This window comes from Pseudomonas sp. MH10, assembly GCF_034353045.1.
Classification (GTDB): Bacteria; Pseudomonadota; Gammaproteobacteria; order Pseudomonadales; family Pseudomonadaceae; genus Aquipseudomonas.
Genome location: NZ_CP133783.1, coordinates 2,486,243 through 2,507,338 on the forward strand (window position 1 = coordinate 2,486,243; position 21,096 = coordinate 2,507,338).

The following is a 21,096-nucleotide window of genomic DNA, read 5'->3' on the forward strand; positions in this document are numbered from 1 at the left end:
TCGCAACTTCGGATCTCTATTATTTTTATCGGCAGAAACAGTCGTGCCTTGAGTTTTTCCAAGATCCCTCAGCGTTTGCTGACAATTCTGTCAGTTAGCCGTCAGTTTGCTGACCCTATGGGAGGGCTATAACGAAAGAGCTGACTCCTGGATGCTCGACCCACCTTTCGAGCCCCCTTCTTCTTGACCTGCCCCGGCGACAATCCAGCATGCGTAAACCGACCCGAACCGTATTCGCCGCCCTCATCGTCATCGCGCTCATCGCGCTGATTGGCTGGTTTTTCACTCGCCCGGCTGCCGCCAAGGTCTCAGCACCCTCTGCTATCCCGGTACGGGTCATCAGCGTGGTCAAAGAAGACGTGCCGCGTTATGTCAGCGGCATCGGATCAGTGTTGTCATTGCACAGTGTTATCGTCCGTCCGCAGGTAGACGGCATCCTGACCAAGCTGCTGGTCAAGGAAGGACAGCAAGTCAAAGCCGGTGATCTGTTGGCAACCATTGATGACCGCTCGATACGCGCCACGCTGGCCCAAGCCCAGGCCGAACTGGCACAAAGCCAGGCGCAATTAGACGTGGCGCAACTCAACTTGAAACGCTATAGCTTGCTGACCACCGACAACAGCATTTCCAAGCAGACTTTCGACCAGCAACAGGCGCTGGTGCATCAGCTTGAAGCCACGTCACTGGGCAATAAAGCATCGATCAGTGCCTCCCAAGTTCAACTGTCCTACACCCAGATTCACTCACCGGTGACCGGGCGCGTCGGTATTCGTACCGTCGATGAAGGTAATTTCCTGCGGGTAAGTGACACCGACGGTTTGTTCTCTGTGACGCAAATTGACCCGGTGTCCGTCGAGTTTTCTTTACCGCAGCAAATGCTGCCGACCTTGCAGGGTCTTGTTCACGCCACGACCCCAGCGGTGGTTAACGCCTATATCGGCGACGGCGATAACGGCACGTTGTTAGGCCAAGGCACGTTGACCTTGATCGACAATCAGGTCGCGGCCAATACCGGCACCATTCGCGCCAAGGCCGAATTCAGCAATCCAGACGAAAAGCTCTGGCCGGGCCAGTTGGTGACGATCAGGATTCAAACCGCTGTAGACCGTGACGCGCTTAAGGTTCCGCCCCAGGTGGTCCAGCGCGGCATCGACAACCATTTCGCCTACCGGGTGAACGGCGGAAAAGTCGAAGTGGTGCCGGTTGAAGTGCTGTATCAGGACAGCAACCTGACCCTGATCAAAGGCCCGAACGCGGGTGATGTACTGGTCAGCGACGGCCAGTCGCGACTAAAACCAGGGTCGCGCGTTGATATTCTCGGCAATCAACCGGCCAGCCAAGACGCCGCGCTGGAGAACGCACGATGAAAGGTAAAGGCTCACCTTCTGCATGGTGCGTCGATCATCCGGTCGCAACCTTGCTGCTGACATTCGCCATGGTGCTGCTCGGTCTGATCGCCTTTCCGCGCTTACCGATAGCGCCGCTGCCGGAAGCTGAGTTCCCGACGATTCAGGTCACCGCCTCCTTGCCCGGCGCCAGCCCGGAAACCATGGCGTCTTCGGTTGCTACACCGCTGGAAGTCCAGTTCAGCGCCGTCCCCGGCATCATCCAGATGACGTCCAGCAGCGCGCTGGGTTCCACCAACTTGACACTGCAATTCAGCCTCAATAAAAGCATCGACACCGCCGCGCAAGAAGTTCAAGCAGCAATCAACACCGCGGCAGGCAGGCTGCCCGCCGACCTGCCAAGCTTGCCCACGTGGCGCAAAGTAAACCCGGCAGACAGCCCGGTGCTGATTCTGAGCGTCAGCTCCAACCTGATGCCCGGTAACCAGCTCAGTGATATCACCGAATCGCTGCTCGCTCGCCAACTCAGCCAGATTGACGGCGTAGGATTGGTCAACATTACCGGTCAGCAACGTCCGGCGATTCGAGTGCAGGCCGCACCGGAGAAGTTGGCGGCCCTCGGTTTGACCCTTGCCGACATTCGCGTGGCGCTGCAACAGACCAGCTTGAACCTGGCCAAAGGCGCGCTCTACGGCAAAAACAATGTATCGACCATTTCGTCCAACGATCAGCTGTTCCAGGCCCAAGACTACGAACCGCTGATCATTTCCTATAAAAACGGCGCCCCCGTACACCTGAAGGACGTCGCCCGGGTAATCAACGGTTCGGAAAACGCCTACGTCAAAGCCTGGACCGGCGATCAACAGGGCGTGAATATCGTGGTCTTCCGTCAGCCCGGCGCGAACATTGTCGACACCGTAGACCGCATCCAACGCGAATTGCCGCGCCTGCAAGAAATGCTACCGGCCTCGGTGGACGTTTCGATTCTGGTGGACCGAACCAAAACCATTCGCGCCTCGCTGCATGAGGTCGAAATCACCCTGTTGATCGCCATCCTGTTGGTGGTCGCGGTCATGGCCTTGTTCCTGCGCCAATTGTCCGCAACGCTGATCGTCAGCGCCGTATTAGGCGTATCGCTGATTTCCAGTTTCGCGATGATGTACGTCGCCGGTTTCAGCCTGAACAACTTGACGCTGGTGGCGATCGTGGTGGCCGTGGGGTTTGTGGTCGATGATGCGATTGTGGTGGTGGAAAACATCCACCGTCACCTCGAAGCGGGCGACGGCATGCGCGAAGCCGCGATCAAAGGGTCAGGCGAAATTGGTTTCACCGTGGTCTCCATCAGCTTCTCGCTGGTCGCAGCGTTCATCCCCCTGCTGTTCATGGGGGGCGTGGTCGGGCGGCTGTTCAAGGAATTTGCGCTGACGGCCACTGCGACCATTTTGATTTCAGTGGTGGTGTCCCTGACGCTGGCGCCGACCCTCGCGGCGTTGTTCATGCGTGCGCCTAAACACGACCCTCACGCCAAACCCGGTTTCGGCGAGCGTTTAGTAGCGCTGTATGAGCGTGGCTTACGCAAGGCGCTGGCTCACCAACGGGCAATGCTGAGCATTTTCGGCATCACCTTGGTGCTCGCCATCGTCGGTTATGTGTTCATTCCCAAGGGCTTCTTCCCGGTGCAGGATACGGCGTTCGTGCTGGGCACCAGCGAGGCCGCTGCCGATATTTCCTACCCGGACATGGTCGAAAAACACTTGGCGTTGGCGAAAATCGTCGGCGAAGACCCCGCCGTTCAAGCGTTCTCGCATTCGGTGGGCGTCACCGGCAGTAACCAGACCATCGCCAACGGGCGCTTCTGGATTGCGCTGAAAAACCGCAGTGATCGCGACGTTTCCGTCAGCGAGTTCATCGACCGTTTGCGACCGAAACTGGCCAAAGTGCCGGGCATCGTTTTGTACTTGCGGGCGGGCCAAGACATCAACCTCAGTTCGGGGCCGAGTCGCGCTCAATACCAGTACGTGCTCAAGAGCAATGATGGCCAACTCCTCAACACCTGGACCCAACGCCTAACCGAAAAACTGCGCGAAAGCCCGGCGTTTCGTGACCTGTCCAACGACTTGCAACTGGGTGGCAGCATTACCCATATCAGCATTGATCGCACCGCCGCAGCCCGCTTTGGCCTGACCACCAGCGACGTCGATCAGGCGTTATACGATGCGTTCGGGCAGCGGCAGATTAATGAATTCCAGACCGACATCAACCAATACAAAGTGATTCTCGAACTCGCTGCCGAGCAACGCGGCAAAGCCGAGAGCCTGAATTATTTCTACCTGCGCTCGCCCCTCAGCGGCGAAATGGTCCCGCTGTCAGCCTTGGCCAAGGTCGATCCACCGAGCGTGGGACCGCTGTCGATCAGCCATGACGGCATGTTCCCGGCCGCCAACCTGTCTTTTAACCTCGCACCAGGCGTGGCGTTGGGCGATGCGGTGCTAATGGTTAATCAGGCCAAAGCCGACATCGGCATGCCAGACACCATCATCGGCGCCTTCCAAGGCGCGGCGCAGGCGTTTCAGAGTTCATTGGCCAACCAACCCTGGCTGGTATTGGCGGCGCTGGTTGCGGTGTACATCATCCTAGGCGTGCTATACGAAAGCTTTGTCCATCCGCTGACGATCATCTCCACGCTGCCATCCGCAGGTATCGGCGCACTGTTGCTGCTGTGGTTGATGGGCCAGGATTTCTCAATCATGGCCTTGATCGGCATCGTGCTATTGATCGGTATCGTCAAGAAAAACGGTATCCTGCTGGTCGACTTTGCTCTCGATGCACAACGCAATCGTGGGCTAAACCCTGAAGACGCCATCTTTGAAGCCTGTCTGACGCGTTTTCGACCGATCATCATGACCACCTTGGCGGCCTTGCTCGGCGCCTTGCCGCTGATGCTCGGCTACGGGGTCGGCGCGGAGCTGCGCCAACCGTTGGGTATCGCGGTGGTTGGGGGTTTGCTGGTCAGTCAGGTACTAACGCTATTCACCACACCCGTGATTTATCTGCAGCTTGAACGGCTGTTTCACCGGCGCGAGCCAAAACCTGCGGCTGGGCCAGCGCCGGTTCTGGCCATAGACAAGTGAGTGTCGCCCATGCGCGTGCTGATCATTGAAGACGAAGAAAAGACCGCTGATTACCTGCATCGCGGCTTGACCGAGCAAGGCTACACCGTGGACCTGGCCCGCGAGGGTATCGAAGGCCTGCACCTGGGCTTGGAGAGTGACTACGCGGTGATTATCCTCGACGTCATGCTCCCCGGCCTGGATGGTTTCGGCGTGTTGCGCGCGTTGCGTGCCCGCAAGCAAACGCCGGTGATCATGCTCACTGCACGGGAAAACGTTGACGACCGCATTCGCGGCTTGCGTGAAGGCGCCGACGATTACCTGGGCAAGCCGTTCTCCTTTCTCGAACTGGTTGCACGCCTGCAAGCCCTGACCCGGCGCAGTGGCGGGCACGAGCCCGTCCAGATCAGCATTGCCGACCTGTGGGTGGACTTGATCAGCCGCAAAGCCAGTCGCCGCGGATTGCGCCTGGACTTGACCGCCAAGGAATTTTCACTGCTCAGTGTATTGGCGCGGCGCCAAGGCCAGATTCTTTCGAAGACCTCGATTGCCGAGATGGTCTGGGACATTAATTTCGACAGCGACGCCAACGTCGTCGAGGTTGCGATCAAACGCCTGCGGGCCAAGCTGGATGGGCCGTACGAGGAAAAACTGCTGCACACCATTCGCGGCATGGGCTACGTCTTGGAGAGCCGCAGTGGCGACTAACTCCATCGCCCTACGCCTGAGTAGCATGTTTGCGCTAGTCGCCTTGTTGGTGTTCTTGCTGATTGGCTGGGCCTTGTACCTGCAAGTCAACAAAGGTCTCGGCCAATTACCCGCCGCGGAAGTGGACGCGCGTTATAGCGTGTTGCAATCAACGCTTACACGCTTCGGCACGCCAGAGCATTGGGCGAAGATCAGCGCCAAACTCAAGCTGCTTAGCGAAGACGACAAGCGCATTCGGTTTTGGGTAACCAGTGACAACCCGGCCTATGAATTTGGTAACCCCACCGAGGCGATTCGCGATTTTGCAAAAGGCCCGCTGGGCATGCGCGACATGACCCTGGCTGATCATGAATACCCGTTCAAAGTGTTGGTGAGCCAATTTCCGGCGAAGGATGAACGTCCGCCTCTGCGCTTTTTGATCGGCATTGATACCGATACGTTTTGGCATACCCAACACGCGTTATTGCTCGCGCTGATCAGCCTCGCGGCCATCGGCATTGTCTTCGCGTCGGTGTTGGGGTATTGGGCGGCGCGGATCGGCTTGAAACCCTTGGTCAGCCTGTCGCTGGAAGCGCAAAAACTGGCACCCCCCCGGTTATCGGGGCGCTTACAGTTATCGCCATTGCCGCCCGAACTGGATCAATTCGTCAGCTCTTTCAATTCCACGCTGGAGCGCGTCGAGCAGGCTTATTCGAGGCTCGAATCGTTCAATGCCGATGTGGCCCATGAGCTGCGCTCCCCTTTAACCAATCTGATTGGCCAGACACAGGTGGCGTTGACGCGCGGGCGCTCGGCAGAACATTACTTCGAGGTGCTGCAATCGAACCTTGAAGAACTTGAACGATTACGTTCGATCATCAACGACATGCTCTTTCTCGCCAGCGCCGACCAAGGCAGCAAAGCCACCGCACTGACCTGCACCTCAATGGCCGAAGAAGTCGCCACCACTCTGGATTATTTGGACTTCATCCTCGAGGACGCGCACGTACGCGTCGAAGTGGTTGGCGATGCCAGCGTTCGGATTGAAAAAGCCCACCTGCGACGGGCACTGATCAACCTGCTGCACAACGCCGTGCAGCACACGGCTGCGGGCCAAGTGATCCGGGTCGACATCCAGACTGAAGGTGACCACGTTAGCATCGGCGTCGCGAACCCTGGTGCCGAAATTGCCAGCGAACACCTGCCGATGTTGTTCGAGCGCTTCTACCGCGTCGACGCCTCCCGCAGCAACAGCGGCGCCAACCATGGCCTGGGTCTGGCCATCGTCAAAGCCATCGCACTGATGCACGGCGGTACTGTCTTTGTAAGCAGCCAAGAAGGCATCAACACCTTCGGCATCAACCTGCCGTTCCCGGAGCTATAGGAGACGCCCCAGCGTCTCCAACGCAGCGCTATCGCGCAGCAAACTGGTTGGCACTGTGTGTTGTTTGAAATTGCAGCGTGTCAGGACCGAAGCCTTCCCGAATACATTCGGTCCCACGGTTCTGGCGATGTACAGATTTTTTAAAACACTGTTTTATTACCGTTCCCGCAACAGTTCATTGAGCACATGTCTCTTTTTCAAATGCCCCCCGCCCTATATTTTCGTCGCACTTATTTAGCACTTGCCAGCAAGAAGGTTTTAAAAATGTCATCCGGTATGGGTATCGCCAGCATTTTCGTTTTGTCCTCATTTCTGTTGTCCGCACAGGCATCTGCCGAAGAGTCTCAGTCGTTCGCCGCGCAAAACGCTGCCCGCCACGCGTCGATCGAGAAGTCCCAAGCCGAAATGACCGCGAAGATCCCAAGCAAAGAGCAGACACAGGAAAAGTCGGTGGAACGTGATAATTCCGACACGACGCGAAAGAGCTGATCACTGGTTAAACCGTTTCCCTCGACAGTCGATTGGACTTCACTCTTGATCGACTGTTTTTATGGCCACTGTCACCAGTGGCTTTTTTTTGCGTAACGTTTAACGAATGTCCCGCCTTTACGCCCTTTCGAGGCGTCTTTTTCGCCAGCCGACATGCAATCGCACACTCTTTAAAGACATGTCCGACTTGCAATAATTGTAAAAAAGCACTCTGATTCAACCCGCGAAACGCACTGTGTATAAAAAACATTTACGTTTATTCAAAACACTTAATCGATTTGATCTATTTCTTTTAAATCAATAAGTTATGAAATCTGCTGTTGTTTATTCACTCAGACCTCAAAAATGAACTCAACGTTTCCTCACTTTGCAAGCTCAGGCAATAGGTCCAGGCCGGAAAATATTTTGATTTTCGGTAGCACGCTGGCGGTCATCGCTATCGTGGCCATTGTCACGTCATTGCTCATCCGCGAACGTGCTAGCGCGAGGGATTTCGCTGCCCGCTCGGCGTCTAACATCGTTCAGTTGATCGACGCGGATGTACAACGCAACGCAGAGCTTTATGACACATCGTTGCTGGGCATGATTTCCGCGTGGCAACGGCCTGAGGTGCGTAATCTCACGGCGGCCATGCGCCAACTGGTGTTGTTCGACCGATCTACGGCGGCGCCGTATAAAGGTGAATTGTTACTGCTCGACAAAAACGGGGACACCCTGGCCGACTCGCTGTCGATCATACCCAGAACCCTGAACCTCGCCGACCGGGCTCACTTTCAGGCGCATCGGGACAATCCTGACCTTGGCCTGCTGATCAGCGACCCATTTAAACTACACACGGGCTATCGCGATTGGTGCATCAGCTTCAGCCGTCGAATGTCTTCTCCCACCGGCGAGTTCATGGGCGTTGCGTCGGGAGCAATGCGCTTGGTGTACTTCAAAGAGCTTTTCAAAACCCTGGACGTCGGCCGGGACAGCAGCGTCAGTCTGATCAATACCAGCGGTTTTCTCCTGGCACGGCAACCCGAAACGGACAGCACAAATTTGGTCGGTGAGAACTTCGGTCAGCGGCCCAACTTCAAGCGTTTTATCCAAGAAGGCACCGGCACGTTCATTAGTGTCTCCAGCATCGACAGCCAAGAGCGCCTGTATACCTTTGCCAAAGTCGGGGAGTTGCCTCTTATCGTGGTCGTCGGGCAATCGATCAACGAGGTCTATGCCATCTGGCTGCGCAACACCTGGCTGGTGGGCGGCGCTACCGGCATCTTGTGCATTGGCATCTTCTGGCTGACCTTCTTGCTGTGCCGGGAATTACGCTTACGCCAAAACGCCGAACATGAATTAGCACAATTGGCGGCCACTGACAGTTTGACCGGTCTGGCCAACCGCCGGCGGCTGGACCAAGTGCTAAAAGCGGAATGGTCGCGGGGCCTGCGTTCAGGCCAACCCATGTCGTTGTTGATGATCGACGTTGACCACTTCAAGGCGTTCAATGACCGTCACGGCCACCACGGCGGCGACGAAGCTTTGCGCAACGTGGCCGCAGCGATACTGAGCAGCATTCGGCGCCCTGGTGACCTTGCCGCACGGTATGGGGGCGAAGAGTTTTGCGTGGTATTGGCGGAGACGCCGCTCGCTGGCGCGCGAATCATTGCCGAGTCAATCCGTGCCACCATCGAAGCACTGCCACGGTTCGCCAATGACGAGCAACCCATCACCGTCAGCATCGGCATCGCTTCCCAGCTCAATCAGCCCGATGACACCCTCGCAAGCCTGACCAGCATCGCGGACAAGGCGCTTTACCAGGCGAAACGTAAAGGACGCAACCGCGTTGAATGCGGAATCGCCCCTATTTTCCCTGTTTCGCTAACCGCCCAACTCGGCGATTCACCGCCCTAAAAAAACGCCAGACTGACTGGCGTTTTTGTATCACTGCACGCTGATTAGCTGCGAGCACGAGCCTGATCACGCAGGGCTTTTACCTGGTCGTGATTGCGTTGTGTGCCCATCAGTTGTTCTTGAATGAGCGCGACAACGCTGGAAGGCAAGTTCTTCGAAGTGGCTTTTTCCAGAGCCTCTTTATAGGCTTTGAGCGCATGGTCTTCACCGCGCTCTACTTCATTGAGAATGGCCTCATCGCTTTTTCCGGTAACGGCAGATTTCAAGTCAACCCACGCACGGTGCAGCGATGCACCTACGCTAGAGCTGTCATCTGGATCACCACCGAGTGTGCGAACTTCAGCCTGAAGTTTACGAACTGCTGCGGCGCATTCCTGCGAACGGGTGATAAAAAAGCCCTTCACGGTCGGATTCTTAATGTCCTCGGCGCTGGTATGAAAACCTTTCTCACCGTCTTTGCTGGTTTCGATCAGATCGTTAAGCACTGAAACGGCTTCTTTATTGATGTCGGTCATTTCCAATTCCTCTTTGGTGGATGATGACAATAGAGAGAGCAGCGACCGTGCCAGCTTTTATTTCAAATAATAATTGTTTAATTTCAATAGGTTATGAATTAAAAAGATCACGAAAATCGCTCTTTCTGCAAGAACTGTCGTTTGGCCTGCATGCAGAATGCACGTATCGTACGCGACATCACCGCGTGTTCGGCCCAGAGCACATCCAACTAAATGGGCGCACACATGAACCCTGAAAAACTAGAGTTACTGGTTACCCGAGAAATGCCCTACGGCAAATACAAAGGCCGACTTATCGCTGATCTGCCGGGACAGTATTTGAACTGGTTCGCTCGGGAAGGATTTCCCAATGGCGAGTTGGGCGCATTGTTGGCCCTGATGCATGAAATTGATCACAACGGCTTGGGCGCATTACTGGATCCGCTGCGCAACAGTAAACGACCCTTTCGCCCTGAATGACCAGGCTATAAAGCAGGTTCGTGCGGCCAAAAAAAACACGGGGAACCCGACCAAGGCACCCCGTGAAAAACCGTACAACAACCACCCGTAATGAATAATTAACCGAACAACGCTAACGCCTCGGCACTGGCCGCTTGAACACGGGCCCAATCACCGTTTTTGATCCAGGCGTTGTCGAGCATCCACGATCCGCCAACGCACATCACGTTAGGCAAGGCCATGTAGCTTTGCAGGTTGGCGGGGCTAACGCCGCCAGTCGGGCAAAAGCGTACGTCGACAAACGGGCCACCGAGGGCTTTGATGGCTGCAACGCCACCACTGATCTCCGCCGGGAACAGTTTGAAGCGGCGGTAGCCCAAGGCATAGCCGACCATGATTTCTGACGCGCTGCTGATGCCAGGCAACAGGGGCAGCTCAGATTCGGTGCCTGCCAACAGCAAATCATGAGTGCAGCCGGGAGTGACAATAAATTGCGCACCGGCAGCCTCTGCGTCTGCCAGCATCTTACGGTCCAAAATGGTGCCGGCACCGACACACAATTCCGGTCGCTGCTCACGCAAAACGCGAATCGCGGTCAGGCCAAACGCTGAACGCAGAGTCACTTCCAGCGTGGTCAAACCGCCAGCGGCCAAGGCATCCGCCAACGGCAGAATGTCTTGTTCGCGAGCGATAGTAATTACCGGCAAAATCTTCGCTTTAGCGCAGAGTTCGTCGATTTTGGCAATCTTGTTCGCCATGCTATTGAGCGGCAGGTTGCTTTCGATTGGCTTCATGGCGGCGGATCCTTTGCTTATGGGCACCAGTAAATCTCTAACGAGGAGTTGAGGAAGGCACGGATCGGCATTTGAGCGAGGTCATCGCCCGCCAACGCCGTGCGCAACGTGTCGAGTTTGGCCTGCCCGGAAATGGACAGAATCGGCAGACGGGCCGACGCCAACAATTGGCGAGTCAGGGTCAATCGCTGATGCGGTACCGTCGGCGCCAGCATTGGCAAGCAACGGCGCTGACCATCAAGGTTTAGTGCGTCACGCAAGTTCGGGCTGTTCGGGAACAGCGACGCGGTATGGCCGTCATCGCCCATGCCTAACACCAGCACATCAATTGCTGGCAGCTCTGCCAGCGCCAGGTCAGCGGCCTGCGCTGCCTCTTCCAGATTCGCTGCGGCGCTGTACAAGCCGACAAAGCGCGCCTTGGCGACCGGACCTTGCAATAAATAGCGCTTGAGCAAGCCGGCGTTACTGTCCGGGTGTTCCACCGGTACCCAGCGTTCATCCGCAAGGCTGATTACCACTTTCGACCAGTCCAGCACGTGCGCGGCCAGGCTCTGAAAGAACGCCACCGGGCTGCGCCCTCCTGACACCACCAAGGTGGCTACGCCATTGGCCGCAATTGCATTGATTAACTGCTCAGCCACCGCAGCGGCCAATTCATTAGCCAATTGCGCCGGCTTTGTGAACTCGTGGGCAACAAGGCCCACTGGCAGTCCAAGTTCATATATCGCCATACCATGCCCTCCCATCGCGAGTAATCAAGGCAATGGAGCTCATTGGCCCCCAGGATCCGGCGGCGTATGGCTTGGGCGCATCGCCCGCCTTTTTCCAGCCTGCGATCAGTTGGTCACACCATTGCCATGCGGACTCAATTTCATCTTTACGGACAAACAGGTTCTGGTTGCCTCGCATGATTTCCAGCAATAACCGTTCGTAGGCATCGGGGGTCCGCGCGCTGCGATAGGTGTCGGAAAAATCCAGTTTCAAAGGACCGCTGCGTAACTGCATGCCCTTGTCCAAACCCTGATCTTTGGTCATGACCTGCAAGGAAATGCCTTCATCAGGCTGCAAGCGAATGATCAATTTGTTGCTGATCTGCATCCGTTGTTCAGGGGCAAAAATATAGTGCGGCGGTTCTTTGAAATGGATCACGATCTGTGACAATTTTTGCGGCATGCGTTTACCAGTACGCAAGTAAAACGGCACGCCGGACCAGCGCCAGTTACGAATATCAGCGCGCAGGGCAACAAAGGTTTCTGTGTCGCTCTGGGTATTGGAGTTCTCTTCTTCGAGGTAACCCGGTACCGATTTGCCTTCGCTGTAACCGGCGATGTACTGACCGCGTACGACTTGAGTTGCGAGGCGTTCTGCGGTGAACGGTACCAAGGCCTTGAGCACTTTGACCTTCTCGTCACGAATACTGTCGGCAGACAGGTCGCTTGGCGGGTCCATGGCAATCAGGCAAAGCAGTTGCAGCAAATGGTTCTGGATCATGTCGCGCAGCTGCCCGGCCTGATCGAAATAGCCCCAACGGCCTTCAATCCCGACCTGCTCCGCCACCGTAATTTCCACGTGGGAAATGTGATTCTGGTTCCACTGGGTTTCGAACAAGCTGTTGGCGAACCGCAGGGCAATGAGGTTCTGAACCGTTTCTTTGCCTAGGTAATGGTCGATCCGGTAGACGCGGTTTTCCGGGAAATACTGCGCCACCGCGTCGTTGACCCGACGCGAAGAAGCCAGGTCGTGACCGATCGGTTTTTCAAGCACCGCACGGGTGCGCCCAGTCAAGTTCACCGAGGCTAGGTTCTCGCAGATCGCGCCATAGACCGAAGCCGGCGTGGCGAAATAAGCGATCATCGTCTCGGCGTTGCCCACCCGTTCGGCCAGTGCGACATAATCGTCAGCCTTGAGAAAGTCGACGTGCAGGTAGCTCAAACGCGCCTGAAAACGGCTGACCACTTCTTCGTTCAATTCTGCTGCCGGCACGAAGCGGCGCAGGTGACTGTCGATGTTCGCCAAATGGTGCTGTTCGTCGCCAGGTTCACGGGCCAGCGCCAAAATGCGCGTGTCCGCGTGCAGCAGTCCGGCTTGGTCCAGTTGATACAGAGCAGGAAACAGCTTGCGCAACGCCAAGTCGCCCACGGCGCCAAACAAGGCAAAGGTGCACGGTTCAACCGTTATCAGAGGCATAATGTTTGTTCTTTTATCAAGTTAGGCTACAAATACCTTTTTTAAAGGCAGGACTCAAGGCCAAATGTAGTAATAACCACAACATTTCGTCAAAAACCAGATTCCAGTGGTGATCGACGAGGCCCATCAGTACGATAGGCCACCTTTGCCCGCACTTGGAAGACTCTCGATGACAGGCAGCCATCAGGCCCGTCTGACGCTGGCCAGACAAGGATATTAAATGGACCGCACGCGTAATCTCCTGGAGCACATTCAGGGTCGGCTTGACGATTTGAACAAGGCTGAGCGCAAGGTCGCCGAGGTGATCTTGCTCAACCCGCAACAAGCAACGCGGTTGAGCATCGCTGCGCTGGCACAGGCCGCGAAGGTCAGCGAGCCCACCGTCAACCGCTTCTGCCGCTCGTTTGGCGTCAGCGGCTACCCCGAATTGAAACTGCAACTGGCGCAAAGCCTGGCCAGCGGTGCGGCGTACGTCAGTCGCGCCGTGGAAGCTGACGATGTTCCCGAGGCTTACACCCGGAAGATCTTCGGCAGCGCCATCGCCTCGCTGGACAGCGCCCTGCAACAACTTGATCCGAACCTGATCAGCAAAGCCGTGGACCTGTTGATTCAGGCCCGGCAAATTCACTTCTTCGGCCTCGGCGCCTCGGCCCCGGTAGCGCTCGATGCGCAACACAAGTTCTTTCGCTTTAACTTGGCCGTCACCGCCCACGCCGACGTGCTGATGCAACGCATGATCGCCTCCGTGGCCCATACCGGTGAGTTGTTCGTGATCATTTCCTACACCGGGCGTACCCGGGAGCTTGTCGAAGTGGCGCGCATCGCCCGCGAGAACGGCGCATCGGTATTGGGACTGACTGCCGAGGGTTCACCACTGGCCAAGGCCAGCACCTTGAGCCTGAACATTCCGTTGCCCGAAGACACCGACATCTATATGCCCATGACTTCGCGGATCATCCAGCTCACGGTGCTCGATGTCTTGGCAACCGGCATGACCCTGCGCCGAGGCGTGGATTTCCAACCGCATTTGCGCAAGATCAAAGCAAGCCTGAATGCGAGCCGGTACCCGATTGATGATGAGTTGATCTAGCATTTGGGAGGTCCGCCGCGCTGTCGCACAGCAAACACTGATCAATTGTAGGAGCGCGCTTGCCCGCGATCGGTTCAAAGCACCGACCGCGCCTGCAAGCTCAAATGCGCTTGCTCCCCCGGTGCCAGGCTCAGGCTGTTGGAGCCTCCTGACGCGGCTTCGACGCAGACGAAACCCAGCGCTTCGTTACCACCGACGCCCATTAGCGGCCGATTGCCGGGGTGCCAGACGACGGTGCTGGTGCTGTCACTGGTGTCGATGCATAAGTTGCGCTGCCACGCTTGGTCTTGAAGCTGTAACTCACCGGCATGGCTGAACACTCGCTGACAGCCGCCATCGACCCGCAGTTCGCCTTTTTGCAGGCAGGCCTTTCGATTCAGTTGATCGTAGCCACGGGCGCCATCGAGCCCGCCCAGGGCCACATCGGCCACATCGCTGATGCGCCAGTAAGCGTGCAAGGCGTGGCTGAACAGACAGGGTTCGGTGTCTTGGTGCTGGGTGCTCAAGCGCAGCTCCATACCTTGACCCAAGTCGGCGTGAAGATCGACCTGCCAATCCCACAACTTCAAGCGCCACTGCAGATGAACGCCTGCCTCGTCTTCGGTGCTGTCGATCAGTTTCCAATCCAGCAACCGTGCCCAGCCATGGGAGGGCCACACACCCTCGGCGGGATGGCGACCATACCAAGGCCAGCAAATCGGCACGCCGCCACGGATAGCGCCGACCTGCGGCCAATGCGCAGCGCACCAAAGCCAGGGGTGCTGACCACGAGGTTGAAAGTGCAGTAACTGCCCGCCTTGGCGACTGAATACCGCTTGGCACCGAGGGTGATCAATCAGCAACACATCACGCTGTTGATAACGTTCCCATTGAAACGTTGGCCTGGCCCGCGACGAGGTAAAAAAACGCTGTAGCGGGTGCTCAAGCATATGCCACAGTCCTGAAAATCATGTCGCCCAAACCTTTGGTGAAGAGGTGGTAGCAGGCTTGCCCGCTGCCACCCCAGTTTCTGCACGGTTTCCCAAAAAAAAGCGGATAGCCATGGCTATCCGCAAGATGGACGCAGAGAGGAGCAGCTCATCGCAACAGCGTTAGAACACCGTCTGAATTTTCAGGCCAGCCACAACCGCGTTGTCAACTTTGTCCACGCCACCTGGGTGGGTGATGTATTGCAGGTTAGGACGCACGGTCAACCAGTTGGTCACGTGAAAGCCGTAGTTGAGTTCGTAGTTGTACTCGGTGCTGCGCAGCGGGGCGTACAACGGATTGTCGTAGTCGGTGACGCCATTGCTGGCATTGAGCAACTCGGCGTTTTTCTTCACGTCATCGTTAACATGGATACGCGCAAAACCGATCCCCATGTCATCCTTCGGACGCATATCGAACGGCCCTTTGTACACAAACATCAGCGACTGATAGTTGTCGATGAAGTTGGTGTCCTTGTCGTGGAACGTTACGTTGGCCGCGACTTGCAGACCGCGAGTAGGGTCGCCGTTGTGGGTGGTGAGTTGCTGTTGTATTACGCCCCAGTAGCCGTGCTTGCTGCTGTGAACTTTGTAGCTGTTACCGGTGGTCGCTGCGTTATTGCCGTTGTCGTCCTCAAGAACGTCATTGGCGTTGGCTGAGCTCTTGTAGTAACCCACACGGTACTCGCCCGGCAGACCGTTGGGGTTCGGCGACCAGACCAGTTCGACCGGTATGAGGGCACCCTTGGTCCCACTGCCGCTGAGCTTGAAGCCGTTGCCGTGTTCCAACTGCGATGGGTTCTGGTCGTACACACCGATCTGAGCATAAAACTCAGGGGTAATGTTGTACTTCACGCGCAAAGCGGCCTGCATGACTGGCCAGTTGTACCAAATGTTCGTCGCCCAGTTACCCGCTTGAGAACCGCAGAACGCCAGGTTCTGGAATTCGCAAGGGAACGTGTTGAAGTCTTCACCTTCACCGAAGTAACCGGCTTTGATGTCCAGCTTGTTGTCGAGGAACTGATGCTGAATCCACAATTGGGTCAGACGCACCATGTGGCCACGGCCGTAAACTTCTTGGGAAGAACTCAAAGTGCCAGCACGCGGATCGCCAACACGGTCATTGGAGATGTTTTGACCATTACGATTGGTCAGCTGGATCTTGGCCTGGGTGTTATTCCAGCCCACCAGCTTTTGCAGGTCTAACGCGACGCCCAGACCAAACTGGTCAGAGTAACGCGCGGTCTTGTCGTTGTTGTAGCCACCGCTCAGGTTGCCGCCTACTTCACCGACGTAGTCCGCCTTGATGTCGATACCCTGCTCGATCAGCTTGGTCCGCTCGCCGCCCCAGTCGCCAGTCATCCATTTGGAATCGGCGCTGAAAGCCTCGTCTGCCATCGCGTTGGCAGAAAGAACCAGCGCTGCAACCGCTGTCAGCTTGCAGAGCAAACGGGTGTTGTTGCGTTGCTTTTTCATCCCTAAATCCTCATTTTATTTTTATTAGCTTGTTAGTACGTGGTCTGCAGCATTTGCTCCGTATTGCTGGCCGACCGCCCTTCACGGCAGAATCGATCAACCAACTGTGCTCAAGCAGCCGTCACTGGCTACGGTTTATCTGTGTGACATTACCCACACGCTCAGTGGGTTGTGGCTTTCCCAAGACACCCAAACGTTCACCGCTCTTGGCGTCGAACAGCAGGACTTTGGACGGATCGAACTGCAAGGTCAGCGACTCGCCCACCTGCGGTGCGACATCGGGTGCCAGGCGGCAGCAGACCTTGCTGCCATTCAGCAAAACGAATACCAGGGTGTCAGGCCCGGTTGGCTCGGTGACCTGAACTTCAGCGCGAATAGTCGGTAACCCATTGGCTTCAACGGGCGCCAGAACGATCTGCTCCGGGCGCATGCCGAGAATCACTTCACGATCCTCAAGCCCTGCGTCGAGCATGGACAACGGCAGTTCGCAGCGTGCTTGCCCGCTGTCCAATAGCGCCAACAGGCGTCCGTCTTTGCGCTGAAGACGCAATGGGATGAAGTTCATGGGTGGCGACCCGATAAAGCTTGCCACGAACAAGTTGGCCGGATCGTTATAGATCTGCTGCGGCGTACCGAACTGCTGGATTATCCCGTCTTTCATCACGGCGACTTTATCGCCCAAGGTCATGGCTTCAATCTGGTCGTGGGTAACGTAAACGGTGGTGGTCTTGTTGCGCTGGTGCATCAATTTCATTTCGGTGCGCATCTCAACCCGCAACTTGGCGTCGAGGTTGGACAGCGGCTCATCGAACAGATTGATTTTAGGCCGACGCGCCAAGGCACGACCCATGGCCACACGCTGTTGTTGGCCGCCAGACAGCTGCCCAGGTTTGCGGTTAAGCAAGTGCTCGATTTGCAGCAGTTTGGACACCCGGGCGACCTCTTCCTCGATCGCCGCGGGGGACATTTTGCGGATCTTCAGACCAAAGGAAATGTTTTCGCGTACGGTCATGGTTGGATACAGCGCGTAGGACTGGAACACCATCGCGATGTCACGATCCTTGGGGCTCATGCCGCTGATGTCAGCATCGTCGATCAAAATCGACCCGCCACTGATGCTTTCCAGCCCGGCGATGCAATTCATCAACGTCGATTTACCGCAGCCGGACGGACCCACCAGGATCAAAAACTCGCCGTCATTGATCTTCAGCTCGATATTTTTCAAGGTGTCCGGCAAACCGCTGCCGTAGGTCTTGTTGACGTTACGTAATTCTAGAGTTGCCATGCCTTACCCCTTGACCGCGCCGGCCGTCAGGCCACGCACGAAATACTTGCCAGCGACGATGTACACCAACAGCGTTGGCAGGCCGGCGATCATCGCAGCGGCCATATCGACGTTATATTCCTTGGCGCCGGTGCTGGTGTTGACCAGGTTATTCAGCGCCACGGTGATCGGTTGCGAATCGCCGCTGGAGAACACCACACCAAACAGGAAGTCATTCCAGATTTGAGTGGATTGCCAGATCAGGCAGACCATGATGATCGGCGTCGACATCGGCAGGATGATCTTCATGAAAATAGTAAAAAAACCGGCGCCGTCAAGCCGCGCGGCCTTGACCAGCGCATCCGGGATGCTCACGTAGTAGTTGCGGAAGAACAGCGTGGTGAAGGCCAGGCCATAGACGATGTGTACGATCACCAGCCCAGTGGTGGTGCTGGCCAGGCCCATTTTCCCGAGGGTAAAGGACGCCGGCAGCAGTACGGTCTGGAATGGCAGAAAGCAACCGAACAGCAATAAGCCGAAAAACAATTGCGAACCGCGAAAGCGCCACATCGACAGTACGTAACCGTTCAGCGCACCAATGGCCGTAGAGATCAACACCGCCGGAACGGTGATTTTGATCGAGTTCCAGAAATAGCCATCCACAGTCGCCCAGGCTTTGACCCAGCCAATGGCAGTCACCACGGTTGGCCAACTCAACAAGTTGCCGTTACTGATGTCTTCTGGTGTTTTGAAGCTGGTCAGCAACATCACTACCAAAGGCACCAGGTACAGCAAACATGCAAAAATCAGGACCGCGTGAATCGCGATCCTGCTAAGACTCAGAGATGGTTTATTCGCCAGACTACTCATCGCGCTTGGCCCTCAATTCGGAATACAGATAAGGCACCACGATGGCGAGAATCGCCCCGAGCATCAGCATCGCACTGGCAGAGCCCATGCCCATTTGGCCGCGACTGAACGTGAACGAATACATAAACATCGCTGGCAGGTCAGAGGAATAACCGGGACCACCGGCGGTCATCGCGGCTACCAGGTCAAAGCTCTTGATAGCGATGTGCGCCAGGATCATCACGGCGCTGAAGAACACCGGACGCAGGCTTGGCAGAACGACTTTCAGGTAGATGTGCGGCAAGCTGGCGCCATCAATCTGCGCAGCCCGAATGATCGATTGATCGACGCCGCGTAATCCGGCGAGGAACATCGCCATGATGAAGCCCGACGCCTGCCAGACCGCTGCAATGACCAGGCAATAAACCACGCGATTCGGATCAACCAACCAGTCCAGCCGAAAGCCTTCCCAACCCCAGTCCCGCAGCATTTTATCCAGGCCCATGCCGGGATTGAGCAGCCATTTCCAAGCGGTACCGGTGACGATCATCGAGAGCGCCATCGGGTAAAGATAAATAGTGCGAATAAACCCTTCACGGCGAATGCGCTGATCAAGGAATACCGCCAACACAACGCCAACCACCAGACTAATGGCAATGAACATGCTGCCAAATACAGCCAGGTTTTTACTCGCAACCCACCAGCGATCGTTATCGAACAGGCGCGCGTACTGAGCCAATCCGGCCCATGTATAGGAAGGCAGAAAGGTAGAGGTGGTGAACGACAACACAAACGTCCACAGGATATAACCGTAAAAGCCGACCAATACGACGAACATGCTCGGCGCCAGCACCAACTTCGGTAACCAGCGTTGAAGCACGTCGAGCGGCGAGGCTTTGCTGATCACAGCGACAGAACTCATCGAAAAACCCACGTCAGACACATCAATTCCAGTTCGCAGCCGGGCCTGAAACCAAACTCGGTTTCATCAGCACGAACTGCGGCTGGGGTTAACCGCTGGCGAACCAGCGGTGGTTGGATTCAACAGCTTATTTGGCCGATTTGATTGCAGACGCCAATTGGGTCGCTGCTTTCGCAGGATCGGCTTTAGGGTCATTGATGTAGTTGGTGACCACATCGAAAATCGCGCCTTGTACAGCCAGCGTAGTCGCCATGTTGTGCGCCATGCTCGGCTGCAGACCGCCGGTTTTCGCGTCAGCCAGGAAGTCTTTGGCGGCCGTTTGGGCACAAGAGTCAAAACCGTACTTGCTCATGTCGTTCAGCATGTCGAGACGAACCGGGATTGAGCCTTTGTTGATGCTGAAGACTTTCTGGAAGTTTTCACCCAACGCGACCTTCGCCAAGTCCTGTTGAGCTGCAGTTGTGCCCTTGTCCTTTTGCTTGAACATGGCAAGGGAATCGATGTTGTAGGTGAAGGAATGCTCGGTGCCGGGGAACGGAACGCACTGATAATCCTTGCCCGCGACCTTATGCGCCGCCGTCCATTCACTTTTGGCCCAGTCGCCCATCATCTGCATACCGGCCTTGCCATTGATAACGTCGGCAGCCGCGAGGTTCCAGTCACGGCCCGCACGGTTAGGGTCCATGTAGGTGGCGACTTTCTTCAGTTCAGTGAAAGACTTGACCATTGCCGGGCCGGTGAGGGTTGCCGGGTCGAGATCGACGAACGCTTTCTTGAAGCCATCAGCACCCATGACCGAGAGCACGACGTCTTCAAAAACGGTGCTGTCCTGCCATGGTTGACCACCGTGAGCCAAGGCGATGAAGCCGGCAGCCTTGAGCTTGTCACCGGCGGCGTAGAATTCTTCGAGGGTGGTAGGGGCTTTAGCGATACCGGCTTTCTTGAAGACTTCGGGGTTGATCCACAGCCAATTCACACGGTGAATGTTCACCGGAACGGCCACGTAGTTACCTTCGTACTTCACTGTGTCGGACACTTTCTTGTCCAGCAGGCTGTCCCATTTCTCTTCTTTGGCCACGTCTTTCAGGACGTCGGTATCCAGTAACCCGGTAGAGGCCCACTCCTGAATATCCGGGCCCTTGATCTGGGCAGCGCCCGGCGGATTACCGGCGACCGCGCGACTTTTCAGCACAGTCATGGCAGTGGAACCGCCACCACCCGCCACAGCGCCGTCTTTCCAGGTGAAACCATCTTTTTCAACTTGGGCTTTCAACACATCGACCGCAGCTTTTTCGCCACCAGAGGTCCACCAATGCACCACTTCAACGGTACCTTTGGAATCAGCAGCTTGAGCACTCAGAGGGAACAACGAGGCGAGAGAAATGACGACGGCGAGGCGGGAAATTGAATTCATCTGATTACCTTTTCTTGTTGTTATGCATGAGCAAGTCTGGTGCTTGCGCTGCATGGATTCTAACCAAGGGATTAGGCAACACCGTAACGAAGGGACGCGCAATGGTCACAGAGTGGTTACATTCACACAAAATGGTACAAGCCGGTCTATGGGGGCTCGCGGGAGACGCCGAAGATTCTGTGGGACCGAATTCATTCGGGAAGCGGTCAATCAGACGTATCGCGTCAAACCATTCGCGAATGAATTCGCTCCCACAGAATTCAGGGAAGC

18 protein-coding genes are annotated in these 21,096 nt (G+C 56.3%); 8 read left to right on the top strand and 10 right to left on the bottom strand.

The window, feature by feature from the left end; all coding sequences use genetic code 11:
• The first annotated feature begins 209 nt into the window (after nt 1-209).
• The 6 genes from RHM59_RS11125 to RHM59_RS11150 all read left to right on the top strand — a co-directional run bounded on the left by RHM59_RS11125 (nt 210) and on the right by RHM59_RS11150 (nt 8,912).
• Entirely contained in the window at nt 210-1,367 is a 1,158-nt protein-coding gene (locus tag RHM59_RS11125; protein WP_322286556.1) for an efflux RND transporter periplasmic adaptor subunit, read from the top strand.
• Entirely contained in the window at nt 1,364-4,477 is a 3,114-nt protein-coding gene (locus RHM59_RS11130; RefSeq protein ID WP_322286557.1) for a multidrug efflux RND transporter permease subunit, read from the top strand. Before RHM59_RS11125 ends, RHM59_RS11130 begins: the two co-directional genes overlap by 4 nt.
• Before the next feature lie 9 nt (nt 4,478-4,486).
• The gene (locus RHM59_RS11135; protein ID WP_322167903.1) at nt 4,487-5,164 is read left to right on the top strand and encodes a heavy metal response regulator transcription factor; all 678 of its coding nucleotides are present in this window, start codon (nt 4,487-4,489) and stop codon (nt 5,162-5,164) included.
• Nucleotides 5,154-6,527 carry a heavy metal sensor histidine kinase gene (locus tag RHM59_RS11140; protein ID WP_322167902.1) on the top strand — a complete coding sequence of 458 codons (1,374 nt, stop codon included), beginning with the start codon at nt 5,154-5,156 and terminating at the stop codon, nt 6,525-6,527. Before RHM59_RS11135 ends, RHM59_RS11140 begins: the two co-directional genes overlap by 11 nt.
• A gap of 186 nt (nt 6,528-6,713) precedes the next feature.
• The gene (locus RHM59_RS11145) at nt 6,714-7,016 is read left to right on the top strand and encodes a hypothetical protein (RefSeq protein WP_322286558.1); all 303 of its coding nucleotides are present in this window, start codon (nt 6,714-6,716) and stop codon (nt 7,014-7,016) included.
• A 345-nt stretch (nt 7,017-7,361) separates the two neighbouring features.
• Nucleotides 7,362-8,912, top strand: a complete 1,551-nt coding sequence (locus tag RHM59_RS11150; RefSeq protein ID WP_322286559.1) for a sensor domain-containing diguanylate cyclase — start codon at nt 7,362-7,364, stop codon at nt 8,910-8,912.
• A gap of 44 nt (nt 8,913-8,956) precedes the next feature.
• Here the strand turns inward: RHM59_RS11150 and RHM59_RS11155 are convergent, their stop codons facing one another.
• Nucleotides 8,957-9,427, bottom strand: a complete 471-nt coding sequence (locus RHM59_RS11155; protein ID WP_322167900.1) for a PA2169 family four-helix-bundle protein — start codon at nt 9,425-9,427, stop codon at nt 8,957-8,959.
• Between the two features lie 225 nt (nt 9,428-9,652).
• Between RHM59_RS11155 and RHM59_RS11160 the strand changes: the two genes are divergently transcribed.
• A complete protein-coding gene (locus RHM59_RS11160; protein ID WP_322167899.1) occupies nt 9,653-9,886 on the top strand; it encodes a DUF3820 family protein in 234 nt (77 codons plus the stop codon).
• Nucleotides 9,887-9,984: 98 nt separating this feature from the next.
• Here the strand turns inward: RHM59_RS11160 and RHM59_RS11165 are convergent, their stop codons facing one another.
• From RHM59_RS11165 to zwf, 3 genes are read right to left on the bottom strand one after another with little or no spacing between them, the layout of a single operon-like run.
• The gene (locus tag RHM59_RS11165) at nt 9,985-10,659 is read right to left on the bottom strand and encodes a bifunctional 4-hydroxy-2-oxoglutarate aldolase/2-dehydro-3-deoxy-phosphogluconate aldolase (protein WP_322286560.1); all 675 of its coding nucleotides are present in this window, start codon (nt 10,657-10,659) and stop codon (nt 9,985-9,987) included.
• A gap of 17 nt (nt 10,660-10,676) precedes the next feature.
• Nucleotides 10,677-11,390 carry a 6-phosphogluconolactonase gene (pgl, locus tag RHM59_RS11170; RefSeq protein WP_322167897.1) on the bottom strand — a complete coding sequence of 238 codons (714 nt, stop codon included), beginning with the start codon at nt 11,388-11,390 and terminating at the stop codon, nt 10,677-10,679.
• The gene (zwf, locus tag RHM59_RS11175) at nt 11,377-12,846 is read right to left on the bottom strand and encodes a glucose-6-phosphate dehydrogenase (RefSeq protein ID WP_322167896.1); all 1,470 of its coding nucleotides are present in this window, start codon (nt 12,844-12,846) and stop codon (nt 11,377-11,379) included. The genes pgl and zwf overlap by 14 nt, the downstream gene beginning before the upstream one ends.
• 220 nt (nt 12,847-13,066) lie before the next feature.
• Here zwf and RHM59_RS11180 point away from each other — a divergent pair, with 220 nt between their 5' ends.
• Entirely contained in the window at nt 13,067-13,936 is an 870-nt protein-coding gene (locus tag RHM59_RS11180; protein WP_322167895.1) for a MurR/RpiR family transcriptional regulator, read from the top strand.
• Between the two features lie 74 nt (nt 13,937-14,010).
• Here RHM59_RS11180 and RHM59_RS11185 read toward each other — a convergent pair whose 3' ends face one another.
• The 6 genes from RHM59_RS11185 to RHM59_RS11210 all read right to left on the bottom strand — a co-directional run bounded on the left by RHM59_RS11185 (nt 14,011) and on the right by RHM59_RS11210 (nt 20,826).
• A complete protein-coding gene (locus RHM59_RS11185; RefSeq protein WP_322286561.1) occupies nt 14,011-14,865 on the bottom strand; it encodes a D-hexose-6-phosphate mutarotase in 855 nt (284 codons plus the stop codon).
• A gap of 162 nt (nt 14,866-15,027) precedes the next feature.
• Nucleotides 15,028-16,377 (bottom strand): carbohydrate porin, encoded by a 1,350-nt coding sequence (locus tag RHM59_RS11190; protein ID WP_322167893.1) that lies wholly within the window; start codon nt 16,375-16,377, stop codon nt 15,028-15,030.
• A gap of 121 nt (nt 16,378-16,498) precedes the next feature.
• The gene (locus RHM59_RS11195; protein ID WP_322167892.1) at nt 16,499-17,662 is read right to left on the bottom strand and encodes an ABC transporter ATP-binding protein; all 1,164 of its coding nucleotides are present in this window, start codon (nt 17,660-17,662) and stop codon (nt 16,499-16,501) included.
• Between the two features lie 3 nt (nt 17,663-17,665).
• The gene (locus tag RHM59_RS11200) at nt 17,666-18,511 is read right to left on the bottom strand and encodes a carbohydrate ABC transporter permease (protein WP_322167891.1); all 846 of its coding nucleotides are present in this window, start codon (nt 18,509-18,511) and stop codon (nt 17,666-17,668) included.
• Nucleotides 18,504-19,412 (bottom strand): sugar ABC transporter permease, encoded by a 909-nt coding sequence (locus RHM59_RS11205; RefSeq protein WP_322167890.1) that lies wholly within the window; start codon nt 19,410-19,412, stop codon nt 18,504-18,506. Before RHM59_RS11205 ends, RHM59_RS11200 begins: the two co-directional genes overlap by 8 nt.
• A 127-nt stretch (nt 19,413-19,539) precedes the next feature.
• Nucleotides 19,540-20,826, bottom strand: coding sequence for an ABC transporter substrate-binding protein (locus tag RHM59_RS11210; RefSeq protein ID WP_322167889.1), 1,287 nt, complete (start codon nt 20,824-20,826; stop codon nt 19,540-19,542).
• Between the last annotated feature and the right edge of the window lie 270 nt (nt 20,827-21,096).

Bases quoted from the DNA above. Each gene is read 5' to 3' on its own strand.
- RHM59_RS11210 (WP_322167889.1), bottom strand. From the start codon at position 20,826: ATGAATTCAATTTCCCGCCTCGCCGTCGTCATTTCTCTCGCCTCGTTG.
- zwf (WP_322167896.1), bottom strand. From the start codon at position 12,846: ATGCCTCTGATAACGGTTGAACCGTGCACCTTTGCCTTGTTTGGCGCC.
- RHM59_RS11205 (WP_322167890.1), bottom strand. From the start codon at position 19,412: ATGAGTTCTGTCGCTGTGATCAGCAAAGCCTCGCCGCTCGACGTGCTT.
- RHM59_RS11130 (WP_322286557.1), top strand. From the start codon at position 1,364: ATGAAAGGTAAAGGCTCACCTTCTGCATGGTGCGTCGATCATCCGGTC.
- RHM59_RS11155 (WP_322167900.1), bottom strand. From the start codon at position 9,427: ATGACCGACATCAATAAAGAAGCCGTTTCAGTGCTTAACGATCTGATC.
- pgl (WP_322167897.1), bottom strand. From the start codon at position 11,390: ATGGCGATATATGAACTTGGACTGCCAGTGGGCCTTGTTGCCCACGAG.
- RHM59_RS11165 (WP_322286560.1), bottom strand. From the start codon at position 10,659: ATGAAGCCAATCGAAAGCAACCTGCCGCTCAATAGCATGGCGAACAAG.
- RHM59_RS11145 (WP_322286558.1), top strand. From the start codon at position 6,714: ATGTCTCTTTTTCAAATGCCCCCCGCCCTATATTTTCGTCGCACTTAT.
- RHM59_RS11190 (WP_322167893.1), bottom strand. From the start codon at position 16,377: ATGAAAAAGCAACGCAACAACACCCGTTTGCTCTGCAAGCTGACAGCG.
- RHM59_RS11160 (WP_322167899.1), top strand. From the start codon at position 9,653: ATGAACCCTGAAAAACTAGAGTTACTGGTTACCCGAGAAATGCCCTAC.
- RHM59_RS11125 (WP_322286556.1), top strand. From the start codon at position 210: ATGCGTAAACCGACCCGAACCGTATTCGCCGCCCTCATCGTCATCGCG.
- RHM59_RS11185 (WP_322286561.1), bottom strand. From the start codon at position 14,865: ATGCTTGAGCACCCGCTACAGCGTTTTTTTACCTCGTCGCGGGCCAGG.
- RHM59_RS11150 (WP_322286559.1), top strand. From the start codon at position 7,362: ATGAACTCAACGTTTCCTCACTTTGCAAGCTCAGGCAATAGGTCCAGG.
- RHM59_RS11180 (WP_322167895.1), top strand. From the start codon at position 13,067: ATGGACCGCACGCGTAATCTCCTGGAGCACATTCAGGGTCGGCTTGAC.
- RHM59_RS11200 (WP_322167891.1), bottom strand. From the start codon at position 18,511: ATGAGTAGTCTGGCGAATAAACCATCTCTGAGTCTTAGCAGGATCGCG.
- RHM59_RS11135 (WP_322167903.1), top strand. From the start codon at position 4,487: ATGCGCGTGCTGATCATTGAAGACGAAGAAAAGACCGCTGATTACCTG.
- RHM59_RS11195 (WP_322167892.1), bottom strand. From the start codon at position 17,662: ATGGCAACTCTAGAATTACGTAACGTCAACAAGACCTACGGCAGCGGT.